The sequence below is a fragment of the Nitratireductor sp. OM-1 genome (assembly GCF_003296175.1).
GTDB lineage: Bacteria > Pseudomonadota > Alphaproteobacteria > Rhizobiales > Rhizobiaceae > Nitratireductor > Nitratireductor aquimarinus.
Map to the genome: position 1 here is coordinate 656,099 of NZ_CP029208.1, position 12,439 is coordinate 668,537.

General features: G+C 63.7%; 12 protein-coding genes. 7 read left to right on the plus strand and 5 right to left on the minus strand.

Annotated features, from left to right (window positions below):
* Together DEJ54_RS03070 and DEJ54_RS03075 are read left to right on the plus strand one after the other, a co-directional pair.
* Window positions 1–273 (plus strand): helix-turn-helix domain-containing protein, encoded by a 273-nt coding sequence (locus DEJ54_RS03070; RefSeq protein WP_113153272.1) that lies wholly within the window; start codon window positions 1–3, stop codon window positions 271–273.
* Window positions 274–343: 70 nt separating this feature from the next.
* A complete protein-coding gene (locus DEJ54_RS03075) occupies window positions 344–2,032 on the plus strand; it encodes a SulP family inorganic anion transporter (RefSeq protein ID WP_113153273.1) in 1,689 nt (562 codons plus the stop codon).
* Between the two features lie 40 nt (window positions 2,033–2,072).
* Here DEJ54_RS03075 and DEJ54_RS03080 read toward each other — a convergent pair whose 3' ends face one another.
* From DEJ54_RS03080 to DEJ54_RS03100, 5 genes are all read right to left on the minus strand, one after another.
* Window positions 2,073–2,720 carry a septation protein A gene (locus tag DEJ54_RS03080; protein WP_162742206.1) on the minus strand — a complete coding sequence of 216 codons (648 nt, stop codon included), beginning with the start codon at window positions 2,718–2,720 and terminating at the stop codon, window positions 2,073–2,075.
* Between the two features lie 2 nt (window positions 2,721–2,722).
* Window positions 2,723–4,447, minus strand: coding sequence for a signal recognition particle-docking protein FtsY (gene ftsY / locus DEJ54_RS03085; RefSeq protein ID WP_113153274.1), 1,725 nt, complete (start codon window positions 4,445–4,447; stop codon window positions 2,723–2,725).
* Window positions 4,448–4,452: 5 nt separating this feature from the next.
* Window positions 4,453–5,736, minus strand: a complete 1,284-nt coding sequence (gene mtaB / locus DEJ54_RS03090) for a tRNA (N(6)-L-threonylcarbamoyladenosine(37)-C(2))-methylthiotransferase MtaB (RefSeq protein ID WP_113153275.1) — start codon at window positions 5,734–5,736, stop codon at window positions 4,453–4,455.
* The gene (gene dapF, locus DEJ54_RS03095) at window positions 5,737–6,618 is read right to left on the minus strand and encodes a diaminopimelate epimerase (RefSeq protein WP_113153276.1); all 882 of its coding nucleotides are present in this window, start codon (window positions 6,616–6,618) and stop codon (window positions 5,737–5,739) included.
* A 101-nt stretch (window positions 6,619–6,719) separates the two neighbouring features.
* Window positions 6,720–6,881, minus strand: coding sequence for a DUF1328 family protein (locus DEJ54_RS03100; RefSeq protein ID WP_009450858.1), 162 nt, complete (start codon window positions 6,879–6,881; stop codon window positions 6,720–6,722).
* A 317-nt stretch (window positions 6,882–7,198) separates the two neighbouring features.
* On the opposite strand from DEJ54_RS03100, the gene DEJ54_RS03105 reads away from it, so the two are divergent.
* The 5 genes from DEJ54_RS03105 (at window position 7,199) to sucD (ending at window position 12,419) form a co-directional block, all read left to right on the plus strand.
* Window positions 7,199–7,720, plus strand: coding sequence for a protease inhibitor Inh/omp19 family protein (locus tag DEJ54_RS03105; RefSeq protein WP_113153277.1), 522 nt, complete (start codon window positions 7,199–7,201; stop codon window positions 7,718–7,720).
* Window positions 7,721–7,771: 51 nt separating this feature from the next.
* Complete coding sequence (zapE, locus tag DEJ54_RS03110; protein WP_113153278.1) at window positions 7,772–8,977, plus strand: cell division protein ZapE; 1,206 nt, start codon at window positions 7,772–7,774, stop codon at window positions 8,975–8,977.
* Between the two features lie 356 nt (window positions 8,978–9,333).
* A complete protein-coding gene (gene mdh / locus DEJ54_RS03115; RefSeq protein WP_113153279.1) occupies window positions 9,334–10,299 on the plus strand; it encodes a malate dehydrogenase in 966 nt (321 codons plus the stop codon).
* 14 nt (window positions 10,300–10,313) lie between these two features.
* Window positions 10,314–11,510 carry an ADP-forming succinate--CoA ligase subunit beta gene (sucC, locus tag DEJ54_RS03120; RefSeq protein ID WP_113153280.1) on the plus strand — a complete coding sequence of 399 codons (1,197 nt, stop codon included), beginning with the start codon at window positions 10,314–10,316 and terminating at the stop codon, window positions 11,508–11,510.
* Window positions 11,511–11,516: 6 nt separating this feature from the next.
* On the plus strand, window positions 11,517–12,419 hold the full coding sequence (gene sucD, locus DEJ54_RS03125; RefSeq protein WP_113153281.1) for a succinate--CoA ligase subunit alpha: 903 nt from the start codon (window positions 11,517–11,519) through the stop codon (window positions 12,417–12,419).
* Window positions 12,420–12,439: the final 20 nt, after the last annotated feature.

Below are 12,439 nucleotides of genomic sequence, written 5' to 3' on the forward strand. Positions count from 1 at the left end.
ATGATTACCGCCGCACAAATGCGCGCCGCCCGCGCCCTTCTGGGCATCGACCAGAAACAGCTGGCCGAGTTAGCGGGCGTTTCCCTGCCCACCATTCAGAGAATGGAGGCCAGCGAAGGCAATGTGCGCGGCGTGGTCGACACGCTGTCCAAGGTGGTCGAGGCGCTGGGCGCCGCCGGCATCGAGCTGATCGGTGACCATGCGCCCAGCCTCGGCACCGGACGCGGCGTGCGCTTCAGGGAGCCGACCCCGGCAAAGGTGAAATCCGTCTGAGACGAAATGCAACGGCGACCGCCTGCAAGACGCCGACGGCCTTCCGCTGCCGATGGTATGAGGCTTTCCCATGCAGGCGAGCGCCACGCGCCCCGGTTTCACTGCTCTTTTCACGCCCAAACTGCTGACCGTGCTGCGCGAGGGCTATGGCCCTGCCGCGCTCAAGGCCGACATTGTTGCCGGCCTGACGGTTGCGATCATCGCGCTGCCGCTGTCGATGGCCATCGCCATCGCTTCGGGTGTGCCGCCGGAGCGCGGGCTCTACACGGCCATTGTCGGCGGCTTTCTGGTTTCAGCGCTCGGCGGCAGCCGGTTTCAGATCGGCGGACCGGCGGGCGCGTTCATCGTGCTCGTTTTCACAACGGTGCAGGCGCACGGCATAGACGGGCTGATCCTCGCCACCTTCCTCTCCGGTTTCATCCTGCTTGCCATCGGCTTTCTGCGGCTGGGAACCTTCATCAAATATGTGCCCTACCCGGTCACGGTCGGCTTCACCTCCGGCATCGCCGTCATCATCCTGACGAGCCAGCTCAAGGATTTCTTCGGCCTGACGCTGTCGGGCGCGGAGCCCGGGCCTTTCATCCCCAAATTGCAGGCGCTGGCGGAAGCCGCGCCGACGGTGAACGCCGCAGCACTTTTGCTGGCGCTTGGCTCGGTAGCCGTGATCGTCGGGCTGCGCCGCTGGCGGCCGCACTGGCCGGGCTTTCTGATCGCCGTGGTGGCGGCCACGCTGGTCGCCTGGGCGCTGGGTCTGCCGGTGGAAACCATCGGCTCACGGTTCGGCGGCATTCCGCAAATGCTGCCCGCCCCGCATCTGCCGGACCTGAGCACCGAAAAGATCATGGCGGTTCTGCCCGCCGCTTTCTCATTTGCGCTTCTGGGCGGCATTGAAAGCCTGCTTTCGGCGGTGGTGGCCGATTCCATGACCGGCCGCCGGCACCGCTCCAACAGCGAACTGGTGGCGCAGGGCGCGGCCAATATCGGTTCGGCGCTGTTTGGCGGCTTCTGTGTGACGGGCACCATTGCGCGCACGGCCGCCAATGTGCGGGCCGGCGCACGCGGGCCTGTTTCAGGCATGCTGCATTCGCTGTTTCTTCTGGCGTTCATGCTGGTGGCCGCGCCGCTGGCGCGCTTCATCCCGCTTTCAGCCCTTGCCGCCATTCTGGCCGTTGTGGCGTGGAACATGGCGGAGAAGCACCAGTTTGCAGCACTGCTGCGCTCCTCGTGGGGCGACGCGGTGGTGCTTCTGGTGACGTTCCTGCTGGTGGTGTTCCGCGACCTGACGGAGGGCATTCTGGTGGGCTTCGGCCTCGGCGCGCTGCTCTTTCTGCACCGCATGTCGGAAGCGGTGCGCGTGGAGCACGGCGTTTCATCGCTGAGCGACCAGCCAGACAGCGGCGAAGGTCCCTATTCGGCGGCGAACGCGACGGATGACGATGTGGTCGTCTATCGCATTGCCGGCGCGTTCTTCTTCGGCGCGGCGGCTGCGGTGGGGGCGGCGCTCGACCGGATCGGCGGCCAGCCGAAAGCCTATGTCATCGATATCGGTTCGGTGAGCTTTCTCGATTCCACGGCGGCCGCGACCATTGAAGGTTTCGTGCGCAAGGCGCGCCAGCAGGGAACCAATGTCTATCTCGCGGGGGCGAGCCAGCCGGTGCGCAAACTGCTGCGCACCCACGGGATGCGGCCACCCGCACTCCGGTTCTACAGCCGGCTGGACGACGCCATCAGCGCCGCAAGGCGGGATGCCGCCGGCTAGAGCGCCGTGCTTTCCCCGATTTTCGGGCCGATGCTCTCGCTTACTTCGTGGGTTCTTCCAGCGAGTGCTTCATGATGAGCGGCATCTGGCTCATCGTGAAGAGAATGGTGATCGGCATGATGCCCCACACTTTGAAGGCGACCCAGGTGTCGGTGGAGAACATCCGCCACACCACTTCGTTGACCACCGCCAGGAAGATGAAGAACAGGCCCCAGCGCAGGGTGAGTTTGCGCCAGCCTTCCGCATCCAGCTTGAAAGCGGAATCGAACACATAGCCGAGCAGCGACTTGCCGAAGGCGAGACCGCCCAGAAGCACCACGCCGAACAGCGTGTTGACGATGGTCGGCTTCATCTTGATGAAGATTTCGCTGTGCAGGTAGAGCGTCAGCGCGCCGAACACGAACACCACAACGCCTGAAACGAGCGGCATGATGGGAAGGGTGCGCGTGAGGACCCACGAAACGGCGAGCGCAATGGCCGTGGCGGCCATGAAGAGCGCGGTTGCAACGAACAACGGGCCACCGAGCTCCGCCAGCGCGGGAAAGCGCCCGACCAGCCACTCGCCGCGCGAATTGGCGAAGAAGAACACCATGAGCGGCCCCAGTTCCAGCGCCAGCTTGAGGATCGGGTTGATCTCCTTGCGCTTGGGATCGGCGGGGTCGCGTTCAAAGATGTGTTTCTCGCTCACGCTTACTGAACTCCTGCAATCGCCTTGGCGAAATCACTCGCCGAGAAGGGTTCGAGATCGTCGACCTGCTCGCCGACGCCGATGAAATAGACCGGCAGCTTGTGCTTGGCGGCGATGGAAACAAGGATACCGCCGCGCGCCGTGCCGTCGAGCTTGGTCATGACCAGACCGTTCACGCCCGCAACATTGCGGAAGATTTCGACCTGATTAAGGGCGTTCTGCCCGGTGGTCGCGTCAACCGTCTGGAGGACGGTGTGCGGCGCATCGGGATCATGCTTGCCGAGCACACGCACGATCTTTTCAAGCTCCGCCATCAGCTCCGCCTTGTTCTGAAGACGGCCGGCGGTGTCTATGATCAGCACGTCGGAGCCGGCTTCCTTCGCCTTTTCATAGGCATCGAAGGCAAGACCCGCCGCATCCGCGCCGAGTTTTGATGAAACAACCGGCGAGCCGGTGCGTTCGCCCCAGATCTTGAGCTGCTCGATGGCGGCGGCGCGGAACGTGTCGCCAGCGCCCAGCGTGACCTTGAGCCCGCCCTCGGTGAGCTTTGCGGCCAGCTTGCCGATGGTGGTCGTCTTGCCGGTGCCGTTGACGCCAACCACGAGAATGACATGCGGCTTGTGCGAGAGGTCGAGTTCGAGCGGCATGGCGACCGGCGCCAGGACCTTCTCGATTTCCTCGGCCATGACGGTCTGCACTTCCTCGCCCGACACATCCTTGCCGTAGCGGCCCGACGCCAGCGCATCGGTCACGCGCATGGCGGTCTCAAGGCCGAGATCGGCGCGCAGCAGAACGTCTTCCAGATCCTGAAGCGTGTCTTCGTCCAGCTTGCGCTTGGTGAAGACGCCGGCGATGGAATCGCGCAGCTCGCGCGACGAGCGCGACAGCCCCTCGCGCAGACGCTGAAACCATGGCTTGCGCGGCTGCGGCGTTTCCTGTTCGGGAGCCTTCTCTTCCACGCGCTCGACGGCTTTGGAGACGGCGACCTTGCCGGCGGCAGCGGGTGACGCGGGCGTCGCGTCCGGTTCTTCGGCCTTCGGTTCCGGGGCTTCGTCGGCAACGGTCTCTTCCGCAACCTCAATAACGGGCTCCGCTTCCTTCTCCCCGCCTGCGGGGAGAAGGTGGTCCGAAGGACCGGATGAGGGGCGGGCGTCGTCGGTGGACGGTGTCGGCGCGGTTTCGGCGGCAGGCGTGATATCGTCAGCGTCGCGCTGCCCCTCATCCTCACCTTCTCCCCGTTCACGGGGAGAAGGGGTCGCAGGCGCTGCGTCCGGTTCTTCGACCTTTGGCTCTGGCTCTGGCTCTGGCTCTGGCTCTGGCTCTGGCTCTGGCTCTGGCTCTGGCTCTGGCTCTGGCTCTGGCTCTGGCTCTGGCTCTGGCTCTGGCTCTGGCTCTGGCTCTGGCTCTGGCTCTGGCTCTGGCTCTGGCTCTGGCTCTGGCTCTGGCTCTGGCTCTGGCTCTGGCTCTGGCTCTGGCTCTGGCTCTGGCTCTGGCTCTGGCTCTGGCTCTGGCTCTGGCTCTGGCTCTGGCTCTGGCTCTGGAACAACTTCAGGAGCAGCCGGCTCTTCCGTCAAGGGTTCAGACGGTTCGGAAGCCGGGGCGGCGTCAGCCGGTTGCGCAGCAGCGGCGGCGTCCGGCGTTTCGGTCTCGGTGACCTCTTCTGGCGGTGTCTCCCCGGCCTCTTTCTTGCCGAACGAGAAGACCTTCTTGATAAATCCGAATGCCATGCCTGCTACGCCGCTTCCTGTGTGACAGCGACCGCAGTGAGCCGCTCCCCGTCGTGGCCGGTGATCCGCGCCTCGACAATCTGCCCCGGCTGACCGCCTTCAAGCGCGGCCAGCGTGAAACCCTCTGTGCGGCCAAGCCCTGGCCGCTCGATCAAAATGCGCTGACGGGTGCCGTCAAGCGATGCGAGATGCCGCGCATAGGCGGCGTCGCCCACGGCGCGCAGACGCGCGGCGCGCTCCTTCACCAGCGCGCGGTCGAGCTGCGGCATGCGCGCTGCCGGCGTGCCCTCGCGCGGGCTGAAGGGGAACACGTGGAGATGCGTGAGCCCGCATTCCTCGACGATTTTCAGCGAATTCTCAAACATGGCGTCGGTCTCTGTCGGGAAACCGGCGATGATGTCTGCGCCGAACACCGCGTCGGGCCGGAGCGTGCGCACACGCTCGCAAAATGCAATCGCGTCGGCACGCAGGTGGCGTCGCTTCATGCGCTTCAGGATCATGTCGTCGCCATGCTGAAGCGAAAGGTGGAGATGCGGCATCAGCCGCTCCTCTTCCGCCAGGGCGCGCAGCAGCTCGTCATCCGCTTCGATGGAATCGATGGAGGAGAGACGCAGGCGCTCAAGCTCCGGCACTTCACGCAGAAGCGTGGAGACAAGCCGCCCGAGGCGCGGGCTGCCCGGCAGATCGGCCCCGAAACTGGTCAGGTCCACGCCGGTGAGCACCACTTCGCCATAGCCATTGCCGACAAGCTGGCGCACCTGATCGACCACCGCGCCCATGGGCACCGAGCGGGAATTGCCCCGGCCATAGGGAATGATGCAGAAGGTGCAGCGGTGATCGCAGCCATTCTGCACCTGCACGAAGGCGCGGGCGCGGCCCTCGATGGATTCGACCATGTGCGAGGCGGTCTCGCGCACTTCCATGATGTCGTTGACGCGAACCTTCTCGAACTGGTTCACGCCGAAATCCGGCAGGGCGCGGTAATTGTGGGCCTTGAGCTTTTCCTCGTTGCCGAGAACGAGATCGACCTCATCCATGGCGTCGAAAGTGCCCGGCTCCGTCTGTGCGGCGCAGCCGGTGACGATGATGCGGGCATCGGGGTTTTCACGCCGCGCCTTGCGGATCGCCTGGCGGGCCTGACGCACCGCCTCGCCGGTCACGGCGCAGGTGTTGATGACGACCGCGCCGCCCGCCAGCTCCTCAAGCCCGGCGTCTTTCGCCTCGCGCTTGATGACCTCGGACTCGTAGGCGTTCAACCGGCACCCGAATGTCAGAACATCCACCGCCATTCAGGCTGCTCCCTCGGTCTCGCGCTCCCAGGCCCCGGTGGCGGGGTCGAAACGGCCGGAGAATTCCCATTCGGCGGGGCCGGTCATGATGACGTGATCGTCTTCGCGCCACAGAATGTCGAGCGGCCCGCCCGGCACGGTGACGGTGACATGGCGACCGGTGCGTCCGGTGCGCGCGGCGGACACGGCGGCAGCGCAGGCGGCCGAGCCGCAGGCGCGCGTAAGCCCTGCGCCCCGCTCCCAGGTGCGCAGCGTCAGCGCGTCGTCGGAGGTGACCTGAGCGATGGAGATGTTGGCGCGCTCCGGGAAGATCGGGTGATTTTCAAGAAGCGGACCGAAGCGCGGCAGGTCGTAATCACTGACGTCGCCCTCGACCCAGAAGATCGCATGGGGGTTGCCCATGGAGGCGACGGAGGGCGAATGCAGCACCGGCGCATCAATGGGGCCGACCTGCAACTCGATCATGCGCGTGTCGCGAAACTCTTCGGCGAGCGGAATGTCCCGCCAGCCGAAGCGCGGCTTGCCCATGTCGACCGAGATCAGGCCGTCCTCATGTTCCTCGGCGTTGAGGATGCCGGCAACGGTCTGGAAGGTGAAGACCTTCTGTCCCGTTTCGGCAGCGAGCGCCTGCACGACACAGCGTGTGCCATTGCCGCAGGCCTGCGCCTGACTGCCGTCGGAATTGAGAATTTCGATGTAATTGTGCGTGCCGGCGACGCGCGGATCATGGATGGCCATGATCTGGTCGAACCGGGTCGCGGGATCGGCGTTGAGGGCGCGGGCGGCATCGGGCGAAACCCGGTCCGCGCGCCCGCGCATGTCGGCAACGATGATTGCGTTGCCGAGGCCGTTCATCTTCGCGAATGCTGCCTCAAGCGCCATAGTGGCTCCAAAACCCTGTGTCTCAGGCGCCTATATGGCTGATGACAGGCAAAATTACCAGACGAACGGCCCATCAATCGGCCCATCATTCGCACGCGGCGTCAGGCTATGACGACGATGCCCAACACGGCGAGAAGGAAGAGGATCAGCACCACGGCGATCAAGAGTTTTGCGCCGGTCATGGCTGCGCCCGCCAGGCTGTTCATGCCCAGCAGACCCGCGACGGCGGCAACGATCAAGAGAATGAGAATCCATTTCAGCATTTTCGGCCCTCCTTTTGCAGCGCCGGGCGGTCGCTTTTCTTCATGCGAGACCCGGCCTTCTGGCATGGTGACCGGCATGCAAAACGCTCCAGCGCCTGTTGAGCTGCATCAACGCGGGAAGGCCGGGGTGGTTCCCAGAGGGTTGAAAGAGGCCCGCGGATACTGTTGCCAATAAGAAACAGTTACAAACAGACATGCTCGAAACCGGTTCTTAACCATGGGTAGGCTGTTATAATCGCCAAACTTTGCCACGATCGGGCATTTAGATGGAACCGGTGTGGATGCTCGTGCATTGGTCGCGCAAACGGAGAAACGGAATGCCGCATAACAAAACCGCAATTCTGGCAGTATCGCTGATGGCGCTGGCGCTTGCCGGCTGTCAGAGCGACCGCTTCTCATCCATGAACAGCCCCGCGCCGCAGCCGCTGCCGTCCGCGCCGTCCGGCGTCGTGACGTCGAACCAGCTGCCGCCGCCCTCCGCCACGCAGACGGACCCGTCGCAGTTCCCCGAAGCGCCGCAGCAGACGCAGATGGCCGCGATCGACCCGAACACGGCCGCGGAAGTTTCCACCGGCAGCGTTGCCGGCGTGTGGAGCGTGAATGTGGCCGGCCAGTCCTGCCGCGTGGCCACGCCGCAGACCAAGTTCGGCGCCGGCTACCGCGCCGGCCCGCTGCGCTGCCCCGCACCGATGGACGGTGTGAAATCGTGGAATGTCGAGGGCAAGCAGCTCGCTTTCTACGACGCCAATGGCAGCGTGCTGGCAACGCTCTATTCGTCGGGCGCAGGCCGTTTCGACGGTCAGACCAGCAACGGTCAGCCGATTTCGCTGTCGCGCTAAAGCAAGACCGCCAACACATTTCGGCCGAAAGGCCAAGCTTGAAAGTCTGACATGACATTGCGTGACGGTCTCGTGACCCATCCCTCCGTCACAAAGCGCTACGACCATCTGGTCGAGACCGGTGCGATTGCGCGCGACCCCGCGCAGGAAACCATCGCGGCCGCGCTCGACCAGCTGATCGGCGAAATCAGCGACAAAAGACTGGCGCGCAAATCGAGCGCGCTTGGCTGGCTGTTCGCCAAACGCCGCAAGGTGCAGGAGCCCGTGCGCGGGCTCTATGTCTATGGCGGCGTCGGGCGCGGCAAGACCATGCTCATGGACCTTTTCCACGAGCTCGTGCCCGTGGAACACAAGCGACGCGCGCATTTCAACGACTTCATGGCCGACGTGCATGACCGCATCGGCCGGCACCGCGAGGCGCTGAAGGCCGGCGAGACGCAGGAAACGGATCCCATCCCGCCCGTTGCAGCCGCCCTTGCCAAGGAAGCATGGGTGCTGTGCTTCGACGAATTCACGGTGACCGACATTGCCGACGCGATGATCCTGTCGCGGCTTTTCTCGGCGTTGTTCGAGCGCGGTGTGGTGCTGGTCGCGACTTCCAATGTCGCGCCGGACAACCTCTATCGCGACGGGCTCAATCGCGGCCTTTTCCTGCCCTTCATAGGCATTCTCAAGGATCACACCCGCGTTCTGGAACTCGACATCGATACCGATTACCGGATGCAGAAGCTGAACCGCATTCCCGTCTACATGACGCCCGACGACGCGGCGGCCCGGGAGCAGATGGATGAAGCCTGGAACACGGTGGTGGACGGGCAGCCCGTCGAGCCGGCGACGCTGACGGTGAAGGGACGCGCGGTGGCGGTGCCGCAGGCTTCCGGATCGGCGGCGCGCTTTGCCTTTGCCGATCTCTGCGAAAAGCCGCTCGGCGCACGCGACTATCTGGCCATTGCCGGGGCGTTCGACACGGTCTTCATCGACAATGTGCCGACCATGGACATGAAGCGCCGCAACGAGGCCAAGCGCTTCATCCTGCTGATCGACACGCTCTATGACGCCGAAGCGCGGCTCTTTGTCTCTGCCGAAGCCGCGCCGGAGGCTCTATATACGGCAAGCAACGGCACGGAAGCCTTCGAGTTCGACCGCACGGCCTCGCGCCTGATCGAAATGCAGAGCCGGGACTGGCTTGAGCGGACCACCGCGAAAAGCAGGGAGCGGCCTGAGACGGGCGACGATCAGGCCGGGAAGAAAGACTGACGACCGGTCAGCGCGAAAAGCAGCCAGAAGATCGGCCAGAACACCGGTGAGTCTGCAGATATGCACATTAATCGGGCAAAATTTTTACGTTTACGTAACTCCCAAACTGTCTAAACGATTGAAATTTCTGGCCGTGTAAGAACCGGTTGAATTTTCCTGCCAGTATGCTTATTCCAGAGAGGCTTACAGAGCGGGCCACGCCACGAATTTGCCGCGCCTTTGAACAAAGGTCCGTGGCGGGACGTAGGCCCGAATGCATCGGTGTGACACGGCACAGGCAAAACGCGACGCGCGCATTTTCTCTTTAGACAAATCTCACCACCTATCCTTTCGACACAAGGGGGAATTCTATCCACATGGCACGCGACAAGATCGCTCTAATCGGCTCCGGCATGATCGGTGGAACGCTCGCACATCTGGCGGGCTTGAAAGAACTGGGCGACGTTGTCCTGTTCGACATTGCCGAGGGCATTCCCCAGGGCAAGGGACTGGACATCGCCGAGTCGGCTCCGGTCGAAGGCTTTGACGCAAAGATGGTTGGCGCCAACGACTATTCCGCCATTGAAGGCGCGGATGTCTGCATTGTCACCGCCGGCGTCGCCCGCAAGCCGGGCATGAGCCGCGATGACCTTCTGGGCATCAACCTCAAGGTCATGGAGCAGGTTGGCGCGGGCATCAAGAAATACGCCCCCAACGCTTTCGTGATCTGCATCACCAACCCGCTCGACGCCATGGTCTGGGCGCTGCAGAAGTTCTCCGGCCTGCCGAAGAGCCACGTGGTCGGCATGGCCGGCGTGCTGGACTCGGCCCGTTTCCGCCACTTCCTGTCGGAAGAATTCAAGGTCTCCGTCGAAGACGTGACGGCCTTCGTGCTGGGCGGCCACGGCGATTCGATGGTTCCGCTGACGCGCTACTCCACCGTTGCCGGCATCCCGATCCCGGATCTGGTGAAGATGGGCTGGACCTCCAACGAAAAGATCGACCAGATCGTACAGCGCACCCGTGACGGCGGCGCAGAGATCGTCGGCCTGCTGAAGACCGGTTCCGCCTATTACGCTCCGGCTTCCTCGGCAATTCTCATGGCCGAGAGCTACCTGAAGGACAAGAAGCGCGTCCTGCCCTGCGCAGCGCATCTTGCCGGCCAGTATGGCGTCAAGGACATGTATGTCGGTGTTCCGACGGTGATCGGCGCCGGCGGCGTCGAGCGCGTCATCGAGATCGACCTGAACAAGAACGAGCAGAAGATGTTCGACCAGTCCGTCGAGGCCGTCGCCGGTCTTTGCGAGGCCTGCGCCAACATCGCGCCCAACCTGAAGAAGTAGGAGTAGGCCGCGCCATGAACATTCACGAGTATCAAGCCAAGCAGCTTCTGAAGAGCTATGGCGCACCGGTGGCCGATGGCGTGCCGGTGTTCGAGAAGGGCGAAGCCGAAGCTGCTGCAAAGCAGCTTCCCGGTCCGCTCTATGTGGTGAAGAGCCAGATCCACGCCGGTGGACGCGGCAAGGGCAAGTTCACCGAACTCGGCGCTGACGCAAAGGGCGGCGTGCGCCTGGCGAAGAGCGTCGAGGAAGTTGTCGCTCACACCAACGAGATGCTGGGCAACACGCTCGTCACCAAGCAGACCGGCCCGGCCGGCAAGCAGGTGAACCGCCTCTACATCGAGGACGGTGCGGACATCGACCGCGAGCTCTACCTCTCGATCCTCATCGACCGCACGGTCGGCCGTCCGGCTTTCGTCGTTTCGACGGAAGGCGGCATGGACATCGAGGCCGTTGCGGAAGAGACGCCTGAGAAGATCCTCACGCTCGCCATCGACCCGGAGACGGGCGTGACGGCTGACGACGTGAAGAAGCTCAACGAGGCGCTGAAGCTCGAGGGCGACGCGGCGAAGGATGGCGAGACGCTGTTCCCGATCCTCTACAAGGCCTTCACCGAGAAGGACATGAGCCTTCTGGAAGTGAACCCGCTGATCGTCATGGACAATGGCCGTCTGCGCGTTCTCGACGCCAAGGTCTCCTTCGACGGCAACGCGCTGTTCCGTCACGAGGACGTGGTTGCCCTGCGCGACACGACCGAGGAAGACGCGAAGGAAATCGAGGCTTCCAAATACGACCTCGCCTATGTGGCGCTGGACGGCAATATCGGCTGCATGGTCAACGGCGCCGGTCTTGCGATGGCCACGATGGACATCATCAAGCTCTACGGGGCCGAGCCTGCCAACTTCCTCGACGTTGGTGGCGGCGCCACCAAGGAGAAGGTGACGGCAGCGTTCAAGATCATCACCGCCGATCCGGCAGTGGAAGGCATTCTGGTCAACATCTTCGGCGGCATCATGCGCTGCGACGTCATCGCTGAAGGCGTTGTCGCTGCCGTCAAGGAAGTGGGCCTGAAGGTTCCGCTGGTGGTTCGCCTCGAAGGCACCAATGTCGATCTTGGCAAGAAGATCATCAACGAAAGCGGTCTCAACGTGATCGCCGCCGATGATCTCGACGACGCCGCCAAGAAGATCGTTGCAGCCGTTAAGGGAAGCTGAGCCAAGATGTCCATTCTCGTCAACAAAGACACCAAGGTCCTGGTGCAGGGCCTGACCGGCAAGACCGGCACCTTCCACACCGAACAGGCGCTCGCCTATCACGGCACGCAGATGGTCGGCGGCATTCACCCCAAGAAGGGCGGCTCCACCTGGACCGGCCAGGGCGGTGAAGAGCTCCCGATCTTCGCATCCGTTGCCGAAGGCAAGGACAAGACCGGCGCAAACGCGTCCGTGATCTACGTTCCGCCGGCAGGCGCAGGCGCGGCCATCATCGAGGCCATCGAGGCGGAAATCCCGCTCATCGTCTGCATCACGGAAGGCATTCCGGTGATGGACATGGTCCATGTGAAGGCGAAGCTCGAGAAGTCCAACTCGCGCCTGATCGGCCCGAACTGCCCCGGCGTCCTGACGCCGAACGAGTGCAAGATCGGCATCATGCCGGGCAACATCTTCCAGAAGGGTTCCGTTGGCGTCGTGTCGCGCTCGGGCACGCTCACCTATGAGGCCGTGTTCCAGACGACCAATGCCGGCCTCGGCCAGACGACGGCCGTTGGCATCGGCGGCGACCCGGTGAAGGGCACCGAGTTCATCGACGTGCTGGAGATGTTCCTTGCCGACGACGCGACCGAATCCATCATCATGATCGGTGAAATCGGCGGTTCGGCAGAAGAAGAAGCAGCCCAGTTCCTGCGCGACGAGGCCAAGAAGGGCCGCAAGAAGCCGATGGCCGGCTTCATCGCGGGCCGTACGGCTCCTCCCGGACGCACCATGGGCCACGCAGGCGCCGTGATTTCCGGCGGCAAGGGTGGCGCAGAAGACAAGATTGCAGCGATGGAAGCTGCTGGCATCAAGGTATCGCCCTCCCCGGCGCGCCTTGGCCAGACGCTCGTCGAAGCGATCAAGGGTTGAGGACGATCAATCCCGGCTTG

Coding starts and splice junctions, on each gene's coding strand:
- DEJ54_RS03075 (WP_113153273.1), top strand. CDS start 344: ATGCAGGCGAGCGCCACGCGCCCCGGTTTCACTGCTCTTTTCACGCCC.
- ftsY (WP_113153274.1), bottom strand. CDS start 4,447: ATGGCATTCGGATTTATCAAGAAGGTCTTCTCGTTCGGCAAGAAAGAG.
- zapE (WP_113153278.1), top strand. CDS start 7,772: ATGACATTGCGTGACGGTCTCGTGACCCATCCCTCCGTCACAAAGCGC.
- DEJ54_RS03100 (WP_009450858.1), bottom strand. CDS start 6,881: ATGCTGAAATGGATTCTCATTCTCTTGATCGTTGCCGCCGTCGCGGGT.
- DEJ54_RS03070 (WP_113153272.1), top strand. CDS start 1: ATGATTACCGCCGCACAAATGCGCGCCGCCCGCGCCCTTCTGGGCATC.
- dapF (WP_113153276.1), bottom strand. CDS start 6,618: ATGGCGCTTGAGGCAGCATTCGCGAAGATGAACGGCCTCGGCAACGCA.
- sucC (WP_113153280.1), top strand. CDS start 10,314: ATGAACATTCACGAGTATCAAGCCAAGCAGCTTCTGAAGAGCTATGGC.
- DEJ54_RS03105 (WP_113153277.1), top strand. CDS start 7,199: ATGCCGCATAACAAAACCGCAATTCTGGCAGTATCGCTGATGGCGCTG.
- mdh (WP_113153279.1), top strand. CDS start 9,334: ATGGCACGCGACAAGATCGCTCTAATCGGCTCCGGCATGATCGGTGGA.
- sucD (WP_113153281.1), top strand. CDS start 11,517: ATGTCCATTCTCGTCAACAAAGACACCAAGGTCCTGGTGCAGGGCCTG.
- mtaB (WP_113153275.1), bottom strand. CDS start 5,736: ATGGCGGTGGATGTTCTGACATTCGGGTGCCGGTTGAACGCCTACGAG.